This is a genomic window from Sphingorhabdus sp. SMR4y, assembly GCF_002218195.1.
In the GTDB taxonomy this organism is placed as follows: Bacteria; Pseudomonadota; Alphaproteobacteria; order Sphingomonadales; family Sphingomonadaceae; genus Parasphingorhabdus.
The window spans coordinates 3,344,735-3,362,155 of sequence record NZ_CP022336.1 but is presented as its reverse complement, the minus strand read 5'-3'; the positions used below and the strand labels follow the sequence as shown (position 1 = coordinate 3,362,155).

Annotated in this window: 16 protein-coding genes; 7 read left to right on the top strand and 9 right to left on the bottom strand. The window is 59.3% G+C overall.

Translation table 11 applies throughout. From position 1 onward, the window contains the following. Positions 1-3: 3 nt before the first annotated feature. Complete coding sequence (locus SPHFLASMR4Y_RS16245) at positions 4-2,916, bottom strand: M16 family metallopeptidase (RefSeq protein WP_186265981.1); 2,913 nt, start codon at positions 2,914-2,916, stop codon at positions 4-6. Positions 2,917-3,026: 110 nt separating this feature from the next. Next, entirely contained in the window at positions 3,027-3,653 is a 627-nt protein-coding gene (locus SPHFLASMR4Y_RS16240) for a class I SAM-dependent methyltransferase (protein WP_260807008.1), read from the bottom strand. A 105-nt stretch (positions 3,654-3,758) separates the two neighbouring features. On the opposite strand from SPHFLASMR4Y_RS16240, the gene SPHFLASMR4Y_RS16235 reads away from it, so the two are divergent. Both SPHFLASMR4Y_RS16235 and SPHFLASMR4Y_RS16230 read left to right on the top strand, forming a co-directional pair. Beyond that, complete coding sequence (locus SPHFLASMR4Y_RS16235; RefSeq protein ID WP_089134481.1) at positions 3,759-4,079, top strand: antibiotic biosynthesis monooxygenase family protein; 321 nt, start codon at positions 3,759-3,761, stop codon at positions 4,077-4,079. An 18-nt stretch (positions 4,080-4,097) separates the two neighbouring features. Continuing rightward, on the top strand, positions 4,098-5,459 hold the full coding sequence (locus tag SPHFLASMR4Y_RS16230) for an MFS transporter (RefSeq protein WP_260807007.1): 1,362 nt from the start codon (positions 4,098-4,100) through the stop codon (positions 5,457-5,459). 22 nt (positions 5,460-5,481) lie between these two features. Here the strand turns inward: SPHFLASMR4Y_RS16230 and SPHFLASMR4Y_RS16225 are convergent, their stop codons facing one another. After that, the gene (locus tag SPHFLASMR4Y_RS16225; RefSeq protein WP_089134951.1) at positions 5,482-7,764 is read right to left on the bottom strand and encodes a CDC48 family AAA ATPase; all 2,283 of its coding nucleotides are present in this window, start codon (positions 7,762-7,764) and stop codon (positions 5,482-5,484) included. A gap of 390 nt (positions 7,765-8,154) precedes the next feature. Between SPHFLASMR4Y_RS16225 and SPHFLASMR4Y_RS16220 the strand changes: the two genes are divergently transcribed. Then, the gene (locus tag SPHFLASMR4Y_RS16220) at positions 8,155-9,033 is read left to right on the top strand and encodes a LysR substrate-binding domain-containing protein (protein WP_089134480.1); all 879 of its coding nucleotides are present in this window, start codon (positions 8,155-8,157) and stop codon (positions 9,031-9,033) included. Between the two features lie 10 nt (positions 9,034-9,043). Here the strand turns inward: SPHFLASMR4Y_RS16220 and SPHFLASMR4Y_RS16215 are convergent, their stop codons facing one another. Further along, positions 9,044-9,607, bottom strand: coding sequence for a carboxymuconolactone decarboxylase family protein (locus tag SPHFLASMR4Y_RS16215; RefSeq protein WP_089134479.1), 564 nt, complete (start codon positions 9,605-9,607; stop codon positions 9,044-9,046). Between the two features lie 11 nt (positions 9,608-9,618). Then, entirely contained in the window at positions 9,619-10,068 is a 450-nt protein-coding gene (locus SPHFLASMR4Y_RS16210) for a peptidylprolyl isomerase (RefSeq protein WP_089134478.1), read from the bottom strand. 162 nt (positions 10,069-10,230) lie between these two features. On the opposite strand from SPHFLASMR4Y_RS16210, the gene mgtE reads away from it, so the two are divergent. Continuing rightward, on the top strand, positions 10,231-11,640 hold the full coding sequence (gene mgtE / locus SPHFLASMR4Y_RS16205; RefSeq protein WP_089134477.1) for a magnesium transporter: 1,410 nt from the start codon (positions 10,231-10,233) through the stop codon (positions 11,638-11,640). Here the strand turns inward: mgtE and SPHFLASMR4Y_RS16200 are convergent. Next, complete coding sequence (locus SPHFLASMR4Y_RS16200) at positions 11,630-12,046, bottom strand: hypothetical protein (RefSeq protein WP_145955576.1); 417 nt, start codon at positions 12,044-12,046, stop codon at positions 11,630-11,632. The genes mgtE and SPHFLASMR4Y_RS16200 overlap by 11 nt on opposite strands. Before the next feature lie 158 nt (positions 12,047-12,204). Here SPHFLASMR4Y_RS16200 and SPHFLASMR4Y_RS16195 point away from each other — a divergent pair, with 158 nt between their 5' ends. Then, positions 12,205-12,618, top strand: coding sequence for a DUF1489 family protein (locus SPHFLASMR4Y_RS16195; RefSeq protein ID WP_089134475.1), 414 nt, complete (start codon positions 12,205-12,207; stop codon positions 12,616-12,618). 7 nt (positions 12,619-12,625) lie between these two features. Here the strand turns inward: SPHFLASMR4Y_RS16195 and nudC are convergent, their stop codons facing one another. The 3 genes from nudC to SPHFLASMR4Y_RS16180 all read right to left on the bottom strand — a co-directional run bounded on the left by nudC (position 12,626) and on the right by SPHFLASMR4Y_RS16180 (position 16,005). Then, complete coding sequence (gene nudC / locus SPHFLASMR4Y_RS16190) at positions 12,626-13,531, bottom strand: NAD(+) diphosphatase (RefSeq protein WP_089134474.1); 906 nt, start codon at positions 13,529-13,531, stop codon at positions 12,626-12,628. Positions 13,532-13,597: 66 nt separating this feature from the next. Beyond that, positions 13,598-14,941, bottom strand: coding sequence for a serine hydrolase domain-containing protein (locus tag SPHFLASMR4Y_RS16185; RefSeq protein WP_089134473.1), 1,344 nt, complete (start codon positions 14,939-14,941; stop codon positions 13,598-13,600). Then, positions 14,938-16,005 carry an A/G-specific adenine glycosylase gene (locus tag SPHFLASMR4Y_RS16180; protein ID WP_089134472.1) on the bottom strand — a complete coding sequence of 356 codons (1,068 nt, stop codon included), beginning with the start codon at positions 16,003-16,005 and terminating at the stop codon, positions 14,938-14,940. The genes SPHFLASMR4Y_RS16185 and SPHFLASMR4Y_RS16180 overlap by 4 nt, the downstream gene beginning before the upstream one ends. A gap of 27 nt (positions 16,006-16,032) precedes the next feature. On the opposite strand from SPHFLASMR4Y_RS16180, the gene SPHFLASMR4Y_RS16175 reads away from it, so the two are divergent. Continuing rightward, positions 16,033-16,716 (top strand): DUF721 domain-containing protein, encoded by a 684-nt coding sequence (locus SPHFLASMR4Y_RS16175; protein ID WP_089134471.1) that lies wholly within the window; start codon positions 16,033-16,035, stop codon positions 16,714-16,716. Then, positions 16,713-17,405 carry a DsbA family protein gene (locus SPHFLASMR4Y_RS16170; protein ID WP_089134470.1) on the top strand — a complete coding sequence of 231 codons (693 nt, stop codon included), beginning with the start codon at positions 16,713-16,715 and terminating at the stop codon, positions 17,403-17,405. Before SPHFLASMR4Y_RS16175 ends, SPHFLASMR4Y_RS16170 begins: the two co-directional genes overlap by 4 nt. Positions 17,406-17,421: the final 16 nt, after the last annotated feature.

The window sequence follows — 17,421 nt, the reverse complement described above, 5'->3', positions numbered from 1 at the left end:
CGATTACTCGCTGCTGCCCGCCGAATCGTTCGAACTGCTATCACTATTAACAGCAGTGTCACTAGCTTCATAGCCGCGATATTCGGTCGGCATATCGAGCGCGTCCAGTTGCGTCTTGATCTTGGACAGGTCTCCGACGATCACCCAGGTGAATTTGTCCGGGTCCACGGCCTCCGCCATCGCTGAGTTCAGCTCATCCTCGGTCAGCGCCTTGTACCGATCCGCAACGGTTTCGGCATAGTCTGACGGACGGTTGAACATCACGTCCCCCTGCATCTGGCCCAAAATTCTCGCCGTGCGTTCGAACTGGCCGGGCAGCTCGCGTACATTGCCGTTGACCGTGCGTTCCAGTTCGGCCGGCGTGACACCATTGCCCCCCAGAAAATCACGAACCTGCGCGTCTATCGCGGCAACAGCAGGACCGGTCTGGTTGGTCTGGACCGGAGCGCGCATGGTGTACATGACCCGGTCTTCGCCGCGCAGGACCGTGTTGCGGGTGCCATAGCTCCAGCCCTTGGTCTCGCGCAGATCCATATTGATCCGCGAAAGGAAATTGCCACCCAGAATCTCGTTCGCCGCATTGAGCGGCAGCAGATCATCAGATCCCTTGTAGGGCAGAACCTGCCCCGCCAGAATCATCGACTGCGGAGAATTCGGCCGGTGAATGGCGATGATCCGTCCCTGTCCTTCCGGAATCGGCGCATCAAAATTCTTTGCCGGCGCGGCCTTGTCCGTGCTCTGCCACTGGCCGAAGCGCAGCTCCAGCTTGTCGACCAGTTCCTGCTTGTCGATCCGGCCGGCGGCAAAGATCGTCGCCTTGGCAGGATGCATCCATTGCTGATGGAAGGTCGCAAGATCATCGCGGCTTATCGCCGCTACCGTTTTCTTGGTACCGTTACCGGACAGGCCGCGGCCATAGGGATGGTCGGCCCCGAAAAGCAGCGGGGGCAGCGTGTTGCTGGCGATGCTCAACGGATCGCTTTGTTCGCGGTCGATCGCAGTCAGCTGCCGGACCCGGATGCGCTCGATATCATCGCTGTTGAACGCCGGGTTTTTGACGATATCCGCCATCAGGTCCAGCGATGCATCCAGATTGGGATTGACCGCGCTCAGAGCGACATCGGTCCGGTCCCGTCCCCCGCCGATGCTGATATTGGCACCCAGCCGTTCCTGCTGTTCGGCGATTTCGACCGAGGTCAGACTGGTCGTGCCTTCTTCCAGAATAGAGGTCACGAAATTCTGCAATCCGAGCCTGTCGGCAGGATCAGCGCTGGTGCCCGCATTGAACGACAGGGTCACGCGGGTCATCGGCACTGCATCGCGTTGGGCAAAATAGACCTTGATGCCATTGGACAGGATCGCGGTTTCGACATCGGGGAAATCGACATTCGGGATCTCCCCCACCGGCGGCAGGGTCGACCTATCGGGAACGGTCACGCTTCCGGCCTGGCCATCCTGCATATAGAAGGCAGGCGCGGTCAGAACGCCGGTCCGCGCGCCCTTGCCGGCATCCACTTCCTGATATTCCTCCCGCTCGCCCGGCACCACGGTGATGCCGAGAACCGGTCGGGTCAGCCATTTCTGCATCGCCGCCGTGACCGCTTCGGGTGTGGCTGACGCCAGTCGGGCGAGTTCTTTTTTGTAAAATTCCGGATCATCGGAATAGAGCTGGCCCTGTGCCAGCGCGACAGCCTTGCCGCTGAAGCCGCCGACCTGTTCGAGACCGGCGATCCGGGCGGCGGCATTGCGCGTTGCCACTCGCTGCACTTCATCTTCGGTGGGGCCATTGGCGATGAAATCGGCAATGATTTCGTCGAGCCTTTTGGCGACGGCATCCGCGTCCTCACCCGGTTTTACATCGGCCTGGATATTCACGACACTGCCGTGGACAAACGGAATGACATAAGCGGATACGGCAACCGCATTTTTCTCGTCCCGTACCATGATATTGTCGAGCCGCGAGCTGGCGAGGCCGCCGAGTACGGTCAGGCCGACATCAAGCGGCGTATAGTCGGGATCATTCAGGCCGGGCACCACCCAGTTGCGATAAATGCGCGTGGTCGCGACCTTGTCCTTCATCACTTCGTAAATCGGGGCATCAAGCGTCGGCAGCTCGGGATCGAGTTCCGGGATCGGCTTGCCGCTTGGAATCGCGCCGAACCATTTGCTGACCTTGGCCCGCGCGGTCGCGACATCGATATCGCCGGCCAGGACAAGAATCGAATTATTCGGTCCATAATGGTCGGTGAACCATTGTTTCATGTCGTCGAGAGAAGCCGCTTCGAGATCCTCCAGCGAACCGATCGTGTCGTGACCATAGGGATGGTCAGCGGGAAACAGCAATTCGGTCTGGCGGTAGCTGACCAGCCCGTAAGGCTGATTGTCACCCTGGCGCTTTTCGTTCGAGACCACGCCGATCTGGTTGTCGAGCTTCTCCTGCGTTACCGCACCGAGCAGATGCCCCATCCTGTCGCTTTCGAGGAACAGAGCGACGTCCAGCGCGGAGGTCGGAACCGTCTGGAAATAGTTGGTCCGGTCGAGCCAGGTCGTGCCGTTGAGATCGGTCGCGCCGATCTGCCGCAGCGGTTCGAAATAATCGCCCGGAGCATTTTCCGACCCGTTGAACATGATATGTTCGAACAGATGCGCATAGCCGGTCTTGCCTTCCGGTTCATGGGCCGAACCGACACCATACCAGATCGAGACGGCAACAACCGGGGCCTTGCGATCGGTGTGGACAAGGACTTTCAATCCATTTTCGAGCGTAAATTCCTCATAGGGAATATCAACCGCTGCCACCAGTTCGCCAACCGGGGCCGGCTCGGCGGATTGATGATGTTTGGCCAGCACGGGCGCAGTAACCGTCAATGCCGTGCTGGTCAGCGCCAGCAACAGGGATCGGGACAAACGGGACATCGGGATATTCCTCTCAATCTATATGAAAAAATTCAGGTCTGAACATGGCGCTAATCCGGCCTGGATCTACCGCCGGCTTCGACGAACGTCATTCAGCCGTCGACCAACGGCTATTTCGCCTTCCATCCCCAGAACAGATGACAGGGCAATATGTTCCACAGGGAATAGCCGCTGTCGATACGTTCGAAATGCGGGGTCATGAAGTCGCGCGCCTTCTTGACGAACTGGTAGACCAGAAAGGCCCCGCCCGGCCGGATGGCGTCGTAGGTTTCCTTGGCAATTTTGGGACCAAGCTGGTCGGGCAATGTCGAGAAAGGCAGTCCGGACAGGATATAGTCGGCTTTCTCGTGGCCCAATTCCCTGATGATCTTCTGCACATCGGCGGCAGAGCCGTGAATCGGGTAGAAGCGACTGTCCCGGATCGACTTGCCCAGATAATCGATGAAGTCCTCATTCAGATCGATCACCACCAGCGCGGCTCCCGGCTTCAGCCGTTCGAGCACCGGGCGACAGAACGTACCGACGCCCGGCCCATATTCGACAAACAGGTCGCACTCGTCCCATTTGACCGGTTCGAGCATCTTCCTGACCGTGACATCCGAAGACGGGATGATCGATCCCACCATCACCGGATGCTTCACAAACCCCTTGAAGAACACACCCCAGGGGCCGAGGCGGCGCTCCAGGCCCGACTTGATGCGGTCCGTAATCTTCGTCTTGGCAACACTATTTGACAAACCATTCCTCCGGCAACAGATCAAACTGTGGTAGTAGAGCGTTACAGCAGCGGTGACAAATTTATTAGCGGTTGCCGGTTCCATTGCTCCGGTTAAAAGATCGTCATGCAACTTTATCCAAACGACTCCGTCGCGGTGATTTTTTGCGCGCAACGCACCGGTGCCGGTGAAGCAGATTATCAGGCTGCCGCTGCGGCCATGGGCGCACTCGCGGCGCAACAACCGGGCTATCTGGGCGAGGATCATGCCCGCTCTGCGGATGGTTTCGGGATCACCGTCAGCTATTGGCGCGATGATGCCAGTGCAAGGGCATGGCGCGACAACCCGGACCATGCCCTGATCCGCGATCGGGGCCGCGACATATGGTATAGCGCCTACACTCTGCATGTCGCCCGCGTCGAACGTGGCTATGACTGGCAGAAATAGCATGGCATAGGAGCGCCGATGGCCGATTCTCCCGATTTCGAACCGCTGGACCGCAAGCTGGCATCTGATCCCGATGCCAAGCCGATAGACAGCACCCGGATGGCGGTTCTGTTTTCGGTCATGCTGGTTACCGCGTCGGGCAATACGGCCATGCAGTCGATTCTGCCGACCATCGGGACACAATTGCATATTCCAGATTTCTGGGTCAGCGCCGCCTTCAGCTGGTCAGCCCTGCTCTGGGTCTATACCGCACCGAAATGGGCCCGCCAGTCGGACCATCGCGGCCGCAAGGCGCTGATGCGTCTGGGCATGATCGGCTTTACCGCATCCTTCGCGCTCGCCGGTCTGGCGCTGTTTCTGGGATTGCTCGGCTGGTATAGCGCGCTCTGGACCTTCATCCTTTTTGCCAGTTTCCGCAGCCTTTACGGCGGCCTCGGTTCAGCCGCGCCGCCGGCGGTACAGGCCTATGTCGCCGCACGTACCGCCCGTGCCGACCGGACCAAGGCGCTGTCGCTGATTTCTTCCTCTTTCGGTCTCGGCACGATTGTCGGCCCGGCGATCGCGCCGCTGCTGATCATACCGGTTCTCGGCCTGTCCAGCCCGATGTTCGCCTTTGCCGCGATCGGCATATTGGTGATGATCGCGCTGGCGCTGAAACTGCCCAATGACAATCCCGGCTATCAGGCGCGCGGCGTGGTGACGTCCGAGCCTTATAGTTCTGCGCCTTCTGCCGGCAGCCTGAAGGAAGAGGATGACAACAGCGAAGACGAAAACAGCGTCCCGCCACGGTTGCGCTGGGGCGACGACCGAATCAAACCCTGGCTGATCACCGGCATATTCGGCGGCAATGCCCATGCTTTGATTCTGGGTGTTGTCGGCTTTCTCGTGCTCGACCGTCTGGGATTGCGCGGCGATCCGGAGATGGGCATCCGGATGACCGGGCTCGTACTGATGTCCGGCGCGGCCGCAACGCTTCTGGCGCAATGGGGGCTGATCCCGCTGCTACAGATGGGACCCCGATCCTCGATTTTATGGGGCATGGTTCTCGGCGCGTTCGGCTGTCTGATCATCGGTCTTTCGCACGACCTGTACGGCATCATCATCGGCTTCGCAGTAGCCTCGCTGGGCTTTGGCCTGTTTCGCCCCGGATTCACCGCCGGCGCCTCGCTTGCGGTCAACCGGTCCGAACAGAATGGAGTGGCCGGCATCGTCGCCTCGGTGAACGGCATGGCGTTCATCGCCTCGCCGGCCTTCGGCGTGCTGCTTTACACTTATGCCGGCCCCCTGCCTTTCTGGCTGGCGACCGGCATCTGTGTGGTCCTGTTTGCCTGGGGCTTCAAAACCCTGAAGCTCGACGACCGGGTCATGTCCAAGACCTAGGGACTGTCCCGAGGACAGAACCCTAGTGCTTGCTGTCCTTGATCGGCGTCAGCATACCCGGCGACACGAAACCGATCGGTTCGGCCCGCATCGCGTTCTGCTTCAGCTGCGCTTCCATCTTGGAATATTCTTCCTCCATTTCCACGGTGACCGAAGCCCGGCTGTCTTCCAGAGCTTTCTCGAAATGCTTCATCTGGACGGTTTCGACGAGTCCGCCAAATTCACGCAAGGCATAAAGCCCCGCCCGGCGAACCAGATCTTCCAGATCGGCGCCCGAATAGCGGTCGGTGCGTTCTGCTATATCGTCGAGGTCGACATCCTTGCCGAGCGGCATTTTTGCCGTGTGGATAGCCAATATCCGGCGGCGCCCGGCCTTGCCCGGCACCGGGACATAGACCAGCTCGTCAAAACGGCCGGGTCGCAGCAATGCCGGATCGACCAGACCGGGACGGTTGGTTGCGCCGATCAGAATGACCGACTGCATTTCTTCCAGTCCGTCCATTTCCGCAAGGATCGTGTTGACGACCCGCTCGGTCACCTGGGGCTCGCCCATGCCGCCACCGCGCGCCGGCACCAGACTGTCAATCTCGTCGATAAACAGGATTGTCGGCGCCACCTGCCGCGCCCGGGCAAAAAGCCGCGCGATCTGCTGCTCGCTCTCGCCATACCATTTGGACAGCAGGTCGCTCGATTTGGTGGCAATGAAATTCGCCTCCGCTTCGCGCGCGACCGCCTTGGCCAGCAAGGTCTTGCCGGTTCCCGGTGGCCCGTAGAGCAGAAAACCCTTGGCCGGACGAATGCCCAGCCGGATGAAGGCTTCCGGATTTTTCATCGGCAGTTCGATACCCTCTTTGAGCCGCATCTGCGCCTCGTCGAGACCACCGATATCTTCCCAGCGGACATCGGGTGCCTGGACCATGACTTCGCGCATCGCTGACGGCTGGACCCGCTTCAGGGCTTCGACAAAATCATGCCGCTGCACCACCAGCTCTTCGAGCACTTCCGGCGGCACGCTTTCCGATTCCAGATCCAGCTTGGGCATGATCCGGCGGACCGCTTCGATAGCCGCTTCGCGAGTCAGCGCGGCAAGATCGGCGCCGACGAAGCCATAAGTCGTGCGGGCCAGTTCTTTCAGGTCCACCGACTTTTCCAGCGGCATGCCGCGCGTGTGGATGCCCAATATCTCCCGCCGGCCAGCTACATCGGGCACACCGACGATGATTTCCCGGTCAAAACGACCCGGACGGCGCAATGCCTCGTCGATCGCTTCGGGGCGATTGGTTGCCGCAATCACGACCAGATTGAGCCGGGATTCCAGCCCGTCCATCAGCGTCAGCAATTGCGCCACCAGCCGCTTTTCGGTCTCGCCCTGAACCTGCCCGCGCTTTGGCGCAATCGAGTCGATCTCGTCGATAAACAGGATCGAAGGCGCGGCCTTGGTCGCCGCTTCGAATATCTCACGCAGTTTCTTTTCCGACTCGCCATAAGCAGAGCCCATGATTTCCGGACCGTTGATCAGGAAAAACTCCGCGTCGCTTTCATTGGCGACGGCGCGAGCCAGTCGGGTCTTGCCTGTCCCCGGAGGACCGTGCAGCAAAACGCCACGTGGCGGATCAACGCCGAGCCGGGTAAACAATTGCGGATAGCGCAACGGCAATTCGACCATCTCGCGCAGTTGATCGATGGTTTCGTGCAAGCCGCCAATATCATCATAGGTTACATCGGCGCGACGATGCTCGGTCGATTCCTCATACTCCGGCCGCAGTTCGACCTCGGTATCCTCGTCGATATGGACAATGCCCTTGGGCGTGGTCGCGATGACGTTGAGCCGTATCTGGGTCAGGGAAAAAGCCGGTGCTGCCAGCATCTGCCGCAATTGCGGCGGCATATCCCCGCGGTCGACCTGTTGCTGGCCATGGGTGGCGACAAAATCACCGGCCTTCAGCGGACGTCCCATGAAGCTGCGCTTCAGACCGCCACCATTGCCCTGCAACCGGAGGTCTTTCTGTGCCGGACCGAAAACAACTTTCTTGGCCGCCTTCGATTCGATCTTGCGAATTTCGACAAAATCTCCCGCACCGACGCCGGCATTGGCGCGCTGCAGACCGTCAAGGCGGACGAAATCCAGCCCCTCGTCTTCCGGATAGGGCAGGACCGCCCGCGCCGGCGTTGCCTGTTTACCGACAATTTCCACGACGTCGCCCTCGATCAGCCCGAGCTTTCCGAGATTATCACGAGACAGACGGGCCAGCCCGCGACCGCTGTCTTCGGGCCGGGCATTGGCAACCTGCAGCTTCAGCCGCATATTATCATCTTCGGTCTTGTCGTTGATTGACGCTGGATCGGACACTGGGGCGTATCTCCTCGATAATCGTTTCGGTTCTTTCCAACAAGATAGGGATCGCCAGGCCGATATGCGAATCAGATTTTAAGAGGAAAGACTACGGCGCCGATTTCTGCCAAAAAAAAAGGCCAGTTCCGGAGAACTGGCCTGAAAAGTTTTTAGGAGAGGATGCCTGAAAGGCCCATTCTGAATGCAGCAAAACAGATTATTGTGCAAGTGCGAAAAGAACATTGCGGGTTGCATAACATGCAACTTAGCAATATTGCTAGTGACAGTTTTCCGCCATTCCCCTTGATTCGTTTCTGATTTTGCGTTGCACAAAGCTGATTCACTTACAATATTGGTTATTCTATGCGTCGTTTACCTCCCCTTCGCGCCCTCGAGGCCTTCATTCGCGTAGCCCGTCTGGGCTCATCCAAGGCTGCGGCTGCCGAGCTTGCACTGTCTGCACCGGCGCTCAGCCGGCGAATCAAATCGCTGGAAGACCATATCGGCAAGCCCCTGTTCGAACGGCGCAACCAGTCGATGGTATTGAACGGCGACGGCGAGGCCCTGCTGAAAGCGGTCGCGCCGGCCCTTGAAGTCATCGGCGAAGCGGTCGACCAGATGACCGTCACCGGCGGAGATATGCGTCTGCGTCTTGGCGTGCTGCCTTTGTTCGGAGCGACTCGCTTGCTGCCGCGCCTGCCGGAGCTCAAAAAACTCTATCCCAAGCTGCATATCAATGTGGACACATCCTCTCATGCCGAAAATATGCTGGGCGATGCCGTCGATGCGGCGATCATCATCAGCGACGATGTCGACCCCAATCTCTATGCGGTGAAACTAGACAGCAACAAGGTTTACGCGATTGCATCGGTGGAACTGACCAAGGGCCCCAATGCCATCAGCAAGCCCGAGGATCTGCAGAATCACAATATTCTGATTCACAGCAACATGACCCGTGCGTTCGACCAGTGGAAGGAAGTCGTCGGCCTGCCCGATCTGCAGCCGGCCGGCATCGACCATCTCGACAGCGGACCGCTGATGCTGGAAGCCGCGGCGCAGGGTCTTGGCATAGCGATCATGCACGGCGGCCATTTTTCGGATGCCAATGATTCCCGGCTGATCCGGCTGTTCGATCATCAGGTCGACAGCCCGTACAGCTACTGGTTCGTCTGCCGCAAACGCGACATGAAGAACCGCGCGGTCCGGATTTTCCATGACTGGGTGGTAAAAGCGGGCCTCTAGACCCGGGCCGTCAGGCCTTCAGATCGGGATCCAGTTCCAGATCATCATCCAGCTGCACGCCGCAACTGTTGAGCAGCATCGACACCTGGCTATATTGGCCCACGGTCAGTACCAGGTCCATACGCTGTTTCTCGGTCAGCCCCGAAAGCGCTTCCCAGGTCGAGTCGGTCACGTGGCCGTCGCTGGTCAGTTCGTCGGTCGCTCGCAGCAGCGCGCTCTCCAGCGGCGTCCAGCCTGCCGCGTCCGGGCCCGTCTTGATCCGTTCGATCTCGTCATCGGTCAGACCGCAGTCCTTGCCGATGCGGACATGCTGCGCCCATTCATAGCCGGATTTCCAGTTGAAACCGGTGCGCAATATGACGATCTCGCGCTCGCGCGGCGGGAGGTCATTATGGCCGGACAATATATAGCCGCCCCACCACATGAACGCCTTATAGGCTTTTGGTGCCTTGATCAGCGTCCGAAAGATATTGAGTATCTTGCCGGACCTGAAACGCTCGCCCAGCATCGCCCGATGCTCGGGACCGAGTTCTGACTCGGCGAGCGGGGCGATCCTGGGCTTGTCGAGACGCATTTTCTAGTCGGTTAGCCGAGGGTTACGGACTTGATCGCGCCAGGCTGCGCTGGTGGCTCGCCCTTGGGCAGCGCGTGAACCGCTTCCATGCCGGAAGTCACTTCGCCCCAGACCGTATATTGGCCGTCGAGGAAGCCTGCATCGTCGAGGCAGATGAAGAACTGGCTGTTGGCGCTGTTCGGGTCCATCGTACGGGCCATCGAGCAGGTGCCCTCAACATGCGGCTCCTTGGAAAATTCCTGATCGAGATCGGGCTTGTCGCTGCCGGACATGCCGGTGCCGGTCGGGTCGCCGCCTTGTGCCATGAAGCCGGCGATGACGCGGTGGAATACAACGCCGTCGTAAAAGCCTTCGGCGGCCAGCTCGGTGATCCGTGCGACATGATTGGGCGCGAGATCCGGACGGAGCTTGATCTCGACATCGCCTGTATCAAGATGGAAAGTCATTTTTTCGTTAGACATCGGGTCTTTTCCTTTGTGTTCATTGAATCAGTCTTGCGGGCCATATAGGCAAGGCGTCGGGAAAAATCACCCTGCCTTGGGATAATTGTCACAAAAGATTGCAATTGCGGCGGTGCAACGCCTAATAGACGGCCGAACGCGCGCAAAAAGGGGAGCATTGCGATGACCGACATCCACGACGCCCCCGACGCAGTCACCGACCGCGAAGAGGTTCTCGACGAAGACAACAGGCTGACCGACGAATTCGTCCGTTCGGTGTCCGATGCGGTCGAGGAAAATAACAGCGTCCTGGCGCAGGAGCTGGTCAATCCACTCCACAATGCCGATATTGCCGACCTGTTCGAGCTGGTTGACGCCGACGAACGCGCGCCGCTGGCCAGCGCGCTGGGTGATCTGGTCAGCGCCGATGTGCTCGCGGAGATGAACGAGCATGTTCGCGAAGATCTGATCGACGTGCTCGACGCGGGCCAGATTGCCGACCTGACCGAACAGCTGGACACCGACGATGCGGTCTCGATTATCGAAGACCTCGACGAGGGCGAGCAGCAGGCGGTGCTCGCCGAGCTGGATGCCGAAGACCGCGCCGCGATCGAAAGCGCCCTCACCTACGAGGAAGAAACAGCAGGCCGGATCATGCAGCGCGAATTTGTCGCGGTGCCCGAACATATGATGGTCGGCGACCTGATTGACTATCTTCGCAAAAATGATGATCTGACCACCGAATTCTGGGAAATCTACGTGGTCGACCCCGCTTTCCGGCCCATTGGCACCTGCCAGCTGAGCTGGATTCTCAGAACGCCGCGCGACATCGCGATTGCCGATGTGATGAAGCGGGAACAGACGCTGATTCCGGTCGACATGGACCAGGAAGAAGTGGCGCTCCGCTTCCAGAAATATAATCTGATCTCGGCCGCGGTCGTCAATGATGACGGGCGCCTGATCGGAATGATTACCGTCGATGATATTCTCCATATTGTCGAGGACGAAGCCAGCGAAGACGTGCTGCTGCTCTCCGGTGCCGGAGACGGCGACATCAACGAACCGATCCGTGACAGTTACAAGGCGCGCGTCCGCTGGCTGATTACCAATCTGGCGACCGCGCTGGTGGCCAGCTTCGTCATTTCGATCTTCGGAGCGGCAATCGAACAGATGGTAGCGCTGGCGATCCTGATGCCGATCGTCGCCTCGATCGGCGGCAATGCCGGCACCCAGACCATGGCCGTCTCGGTCCGCGCGCTCGCCATGAACGAACTGACCCGATCCAACACCCGACGGATCATCGGGCGGGAATTCCGCATAGCCCTGCTCAACGGCGCGACCATCGCCGTGCTGGTCGGGCTGGGTACCGGTCTGGTCTTTGCCAACCCGATGCTCGGCGGCGTGATCGCGCTGGCCATGATGATCAATATCGTCATTGCCGGTTTTGCCGGAATTTTCGTGCCTGTCATGCTCGACCGGATCGATCAGGATCCGGCGCTGGCCTCATCGGTATTCGTGACCATGATTACCGACACCATGGGCTTTCTCGCCTTCCTCGGCCTTGCGGTCGGCAGCGGAATGGTCAGCCTCTAGCCCTTGTATAAGCGGCAACAAAATTGCCGAGATCATTATATATACGATCCCGTTCGCCATCGCCCAGCATTTCGCAACTGAGCGAGTCGAAGGCTGGCCGATTGTCTCCAGCAGCCATACGGATAGCTGCAATCAGCCAGATTTCATCCGGTGTGATCAGCGAAGAACAGGGCCGCCCGATCTGGAACGGCTCCTGCCAGGCGGATCCGATGGTCTCGGCCAAGATCAGCATTCGCGTTGCGGCCCGCTGTCCCCCCAGCCGGTCGGACAGAGGGTCCAGACAGTCAATCGAGTTCTGACTCGCCACCACCGCGAGGCGAAAGGCAATGATCAGTTTCGCTTCGACCGCCGGTAGCGACCGGATGTCCGGCAATGGTAATAAAAGCTTCTCCAGTATCTCGGTCAATCTGTCTCTCCTTGCTGTCCGATTCTCCCTACATTATGATATTGATAATCATTTGCAATAATAAACTTGTATGAATTTGCCCAGGCTTTGGTCCAGCCTGCCGCACCACGCTCTGGAAGCTGCTTGACTAAAGCGGTCGCCCCCCACAGATATCACCCATGCCACTCAATATGACCAAGATTGCCTATCGCAGCGAAAGCCCGGCGACGCTGCGCCAATGGCTGGAATCGCATCGGGATAACAGTGCGACCGGCGGCGAAGCGCGGCTGACCACCCGCTATCTGCCGAAACGGTACGAGGAAATGGTCGGCGGCTCGCTCTACTGGATTCATGCGAAGAAGATCGTTGGCCGTTCGCCGATCCTCGGCTTCATGGAAAATGGCCAGGGGAAACAGTGGATAAGGCTCGAACCGAAACTGATCGCCGTCCAGCCGATTCCCAAGCGCGCCCATCAGGGCTGGCGCTATCTGGAAGAAAAGGACGCTCCGCCCGATCTCGGCGACGGCGCAGAGGGCGCAGAGGAAATGCCGGCAGAGATGCTGGGCGAACTGGCCAGTCTCGGACTGGTCTAGCCGCGCATCAGCTTTTGCTGTCGATCCAGTGTTTCAGCAGATCATGGGCAATGGCAAAGGGCGGCGGCGCGACAAAAGGCGCATCCGGATCGCCCGCCATCGCCGCCCTGACCTCGTCGAGCGAAAACCAGGCCGCTTCCTCGATTTCCTCTTCGTCAAGAGTCAGCGTCGGATCGTCGGTCTGGCTGGTACAGGCAATCATCAGCGATGACGGGAACGGCCAGGGCTGGCTGGCGACATAGCGGACATCATGGACATGGATTCCGGCTTCCTCGAACAATTCGCGTTTCACGCAGCCTTCGATACTCTCTCCGGGCTCCAGAAATCCGGCCAGTGCGGAAAAGCTTTTCGGCGGAAAGCGCGGCTGGCGGCCAAGCAATACCTTGCCTTCACATTCCGACAGCATGATCGCCACCGGATCGGTGCGCGGGAAATGCTCGGCCCCGCAACCATCCTTTTCCCGATCGCACAGCCGCGCCCAGCCGCCCTTGCGGGACTCGGTCGGCCTGCCGCATTGCGCGCAAAATTTGTGCCGCGCGTGCCAATCCACCAGACTGCGCGCCGTGGCATAGATCGCCGCCTGATCGGCAGGCAAGGCGCCCAATGTCTGCCACAGCGCCCGGTTGGCAGCCGGTCCGGCGTCCCCTGCCCCGTTCAGTTCGGCAAAATAGGGTGTGTCGTCCTCGATACCGAGCAAAAGCAGATCATTGTCCGGCGAAGCTTCATAGGCGGCGCCCCAGGCAAGATCACCATAATCATCAAATACAGGATTGAGACCGTCCAGCTTGAGCAGCCTGGCCCGCGGGTTCATCATCGCCGCACGCAGCTTGTCGGGATTGACCCGCACCTGGTCGGCACGGTCGAGCGTTCCGCCGGCAAAAGTCGGCACTATGGTCTGTTCAGCAACTGGCATCTTGTCTCCCGGATGTTGTCATTTTCATATCGTTGCTCCCTGCAAGGGGGAGAATTTTTTCTGCCCTCAGGGGCTGGTCTTGCCCGCCCCGGCCTGCGCCGCACCGGTAAGGTCGGCATAGACATATTTCGGAAAATCCGACTGGAAGGGATAGCTGTTTGACGGAATATACTGCGTATAACCGCCCGCCCGCAGTCCCCGCACGGTGTCGACAAAGGCCGATGTCCCGGCTGCGCCGCCCCAGCCAAATGTACCGGCCGGACTGACATCGGTGCCGAGACCGGAACGGCCACCCGCACCAAAGCCGTGATTGGCGACCCAGGTGCCCGCCGTGCTGGCCGTCTCGGGCAGCAGATTGGAGATGCCGAGCTTGACCGTTTCGGGCTTCATCACCTGCACATCGCCCACTCTGCCGAAGCCGAGGATCATCTGCAGGAACTTGTCATAATCGCCGGCGGTACCGACCAGACCGGTACTGCCGAAAGAAAAGGCCGGCTTGTCGAGATAGATGCTCGACGCACCGGGGTCGATCGGGATCAGCGATCCGGCGAACGGCGCATAATTGTCGGCCAGATCAGCCGCCCGATCAGCCGGGACCTGATAGAAAATGCTGTTCATGCCCAATGGCCCGAACATCCGCTCCTGCAGGAACTGGTCAAGCGGTTTACCCGAAACCTTCTCGATCACCGCGCTCAGGACATCGTGGCTGAGCGAATAGCTCCACTGCGTGCCGGGCTGATAGACCAGCGGCAGTTCCGACAGGCGCTTGACGAAGGTCATGATGTCCGGCGTCGGCGCGCCGGCATCCACACCGGGGATCGGATTGCGGCTAACGCGTCCCGGGGTCAGACCAGCGGCCAGATAGGCCTTCTGGATCGGCCCCTTGGATATGATCGTATAGCCCAGACCGGCCGTGTGGGTTTGCAACTGGCGGATGGTGATCGGGGCCTTGGCCGGTTCCACATTGTCGATCGCACCTTCGGGATCGACCAGTACCTGCATGTCGGCAAATTCGGGAAAGATATCAGACAGCGGCTGGTCAAGCGAGATCAGGCCATCTTCGACCAGCATCATCGTGGCCATGCCGGTTACCGGCTTGGTCTGCGAATACATTCGCCACAATGTATCGGGGCCCACCGGCCTGTCGCCGCCCAGTTTCTGTGATCCGGCGGTAATGACTTCCGGCACCTGCTGGCCAAAGCCGATCATTGCCATCATGCCGGCAACTTTCTTTTCCGCAACATATTGGTTGATGATTTTGGTCAGGCCGGGAAAATTATTGCCCGCCTCACGCGCAAGCGCAATCGAGGGCATGCCGGCCAGAAAGGCACCAACCCCGATACCACCGAGCACGGATCGCCGGGAAAAAGAAGGGCCAAGCGAAGATGTAGCGATTCTGTCAGCGGTCATTTTTCTTCCTTCATTTTCCATCGTACGGCCTTGGCATATAGGGTGGGCAAACCCGCCTCCGCGATATCATCCAGCGGCCACCAGATATTGTCATCCTTGTTAGTAACGATTTTCTCGTCCTGATAAACTGCCAAATCCACTTCGAGCGAAAAATGGGTGAAGCTGTGCTGAATGACATTGTCGTGGACCCGCCATTCTCCGGATATCGGCGGTGAGGCATGACCATCTTTGCCCGCCGCCCAGCCATCATCGGGCAGCGCCCGCATCCCGCCGAGCATTCCTTTGTCCGGCCGGGTGGCGAGCAATAGGCGGCCCTCCTGCTCGATCCAGAAAAAGCGCGCGCGGCGAACCGGCTTGGCTTTTTTCGGCGGCTTGACCGGATAGAATTCCATATTGCCATTGGCGAAAGCCACGCATTCTTTCTGCACCGGACAGTTGGCACATTTCGGATTTTTCGATGTGCAGATCGTCGCGCCGATATCCATGCAGGCCTGGGCAAAATCACCGGCCCCGTGCCGCGGGGTGATCGCGTCCATCGCAGTGCGGATTTTGGCCTTGCCCTTGGGCAGCGGCGTGTCGATGGCGAACAGCCGCGCCACCAGCCGCTCGATATTGGCGTCCACCACCACCGCCCGCGCGCCAAAGGCAATCGCGGCAATCGCCGCCGCGGTATAGGCGCCGACACCGGGCAATTTCAGAAGCTCAGACTCTTTCTGAGGAAAGACTCCGCCTTTGTTTTCAGTGATATACACCGCACATTTGCGAAGATTGCGGGCCCGCGCATAATAGCCGAGGCCGGCCCATGCGGCCATCACATCCGATTCATCCGCCCGCGCCAGGTCCTGTACCGTCGGCCAGCGCGTAGTGAATTTCTCGAAATAGCTTTTGACCGCCGCGACCGTCGTCTGCTGCAGCATGACTTCGGACAGCCAGACATGATAGGGATCGGGCAAATTGCTGCCCGGCGGCGATCGCCAAGGCAGCTTGCGCGCCTTATCCACATAATGTGCACCGATATTGGCAGAAATTTTACGGGCTTTGACGGAGAAGCTATCGACGGCCATGGCCGCGCCATGCCATAAAAGGGCATAATGGCGAAGAAAATTGGCAATATTGGAGATAAAAGGGCGAAAACCGTCGAAAAGGGTAAAGCTGCGTCCGCAAAATCACCGAAAAAAGCCACTAAAAAACCGGCTGCCAGAACATATCAGAAATATCAGCGCCCCCGCGGTGGCCCTGCGAAAAGCATTTCCGACCTGATGCCCGAAATCGGCCGCGCCGCCTTTCGCCGCTATGGCTTCATCCAGTCTTCGGTAGTCAGCCGATGGGCAGAGATTGTCGGCGAACGCTATGCCGATGTTTCCCTCCCCGAATCGATCCGTTTTCCGCGCGGTGAAAAAGAGGGCGGCACGCTGCATCTGCTCGTTGGCGGCGCTTATGCGACCATGATGCAACATATCGCGCCGGACATAATCGAACGGGTCAACCGCTTCTTCGGCTATGGCGCTGTCAGTCAGATTAGATTCAGGCAGGGCACCGTAACGCCAAGAAAAGACAGGGAAAAACGGGTTCCCCTGCCCGCTTCGTTAAAGCCCGCGCCCATCCAGCTCGGCGAGAATCTGCGCGACATCGGTGACGCGGAGCTGAACCGGGTGCTGGAGTCGCTCGCATCGGCAGTTGCAAAGGCGGAAGCGGACCCTAAGAAAGAAGCGCAGAAAAGCATAAAGATCATCGGCAAGATCGGTGGCGGCGACAAGAAGAAGGACCAGACATGACGTACAGAAGCGCGTATCTTGCTTCGGCATTGGCAGCATCGATCGTGATGGTTGCACCGGCTTCCGCGCAGCAGACCGACTGGTCCAAGCGAGTGACCCAGTCGACCATGGGCGGCCATGTCATGGGCAATCCCCTCGCCCGGCACAAGCTGACCGAATATATGAGCTACACCTGCAATCATTGTGCGGCCTTTGAAAAAGAGTCCCACAGCCCCCTGATCAGCAATTTCGTCAACAAGGGCCATGTCAGCTTCGAAGTGCGCAATCTGGTGCTCAATCCGATTGACCTGACGGCCGCGATGCTGGCCCGCTGCGGCGGCCGCACCCGATTCTTCGGCAATCACCGCGCGCTGCTGATGCAGCAGTCCGAATGGCTGAAGACATTCCAGTCGGCTTCTCCCGAGGTGATGAAGACGCTCAACGAAGGGACCGTTCCCCAGCGGCTCAAGAAAATCAGCAAGGCCGCCGGTCTTGACGTACTGATGAAGGGCCGCGGCTTTACCGATGCCCAGATCGACGCCTGTCTTGCGGACAAGACCGCACAGGACAAGATTCTGGCGATGACGGAATATGCCAGGACCACGCTCAAGCTGACCGGCACACCAAGCTTCACGATCGGCGACCAACCGCTCGCCAAAGTCCATAGCTGGACAGCATTGCAACCGAAATTGGCGGGCCTTCCGCGATAGACATTTGATCCATTCA

Excerpts from the sequence above, each read along its gene's own strand:
- SPHFLASMR4Y_RS16245 (WP_186265981.1), bottom strand. The coding sequence starts at position 2,916 with ATGTCCCGTTTGTCCCGATCCCTGTTGCTGGCGCTGACCAGCACGGCA.
- SPHFLASMR4Y_RS16235 (WP_089134481.1), top strand. The coding sequence starts at position 3,759 with ATGCAACTTTATCCAAACGACTCCGTCGCGGTGATTTTTTGCGCGCAA.
- SPHFLASMR4Y_RS16230 (WP_260807007.1), top strand. The coding sequence starts at position 4,098 with ATGGCCGATTCTCCCGATTTCGAACCGCTGGACCGCAAGCTGGCATCT.
- SPHFLASMR4Y_RS16225 (WP_089134951.1), bottom strand. The coding sequence starts at position 7,764 with ATGCGGCTGAAGCTGCAGGTTGCCAATGCCCGGCCCGAAGACAGCGGT.
- SPHFLASMR4Y_RS16220 (WP_089134480.1), top strand. The coding sequence starts at position 8,155 with ATGCGTCGTTTACCTCCCCTTCGCGCCCTCGAGGCCTTCATTCGCGTA.
- SPHFLASMR4Y_RS16215 (WP_089134479.1), bottom strand. The coding sequence starts at position 9,607 with ATGCGTCTCGACAAGCCCAGGATCGCCCCGCTCGCCGAGTCAGAACTC.
- SPHFLASMR4Y_RS16210 (WP_089134478.1), bottom strand. The coding sequence starts at position 10,068 with ATGTCTAACGAAAAAATGACTTTCCATCTTGATACAGGCGATGTCGAG.
- mgtE (WP_089134477.1), top strand. The coding sequence starts at position 10,231 with ATGACCGACATCCACGACGCCCCCGACGCAGTCACCGACCGCGAAGAG.
- SPHFLASMR4Y_RS16195 (WP_089134475.1), top strand. The coding sequence starts at position 12,205 with ATGCCACTCAATATGACCAAGATTGCCTATCGCAGCGAAAGCCCGGCG.
- nudC (WP_089134474.1), bottom strand. The coding sequence starts at position 13,531 with ATGCCAGTTGCTGAACAGACCATAGTGCCGACTTTTGCCGGCGGAACG.
- SPHFLASMR4Y_RS16185 (WP_089134473.1), bottom strand. The coding sequence starts at position 14,941 with ATGACCGCTGACAGAATCGCTACATCTTCGCTTGGCCCTTCTTTTTCC.
- SPHFLASMR4Y_RS16180 (WP_089134472.1), bottom strand. The coding sequence starts at position 16,005 with ATGGCCGTCGATAGCTTCTCCGTCAAAGCCCGTAAAATTTCTGCCAAT.
- SPHFLASMR4Y_RS16175 (WP_089134471.1), top strand. The coding sequence starts at position 16,033 with ATGGCGAAGAAAATTGGCAATATTGGAGATAAAAGGGCGAAAACCGTC.
- SPHFLASMR4Y_RS16170 (WP_089134470.1), top strand. The coding sequence starts at position 16,713 with ATGACGTACAGAAGCGCGTATCTTGCTTCGGCATTGGCAGCATCGATC.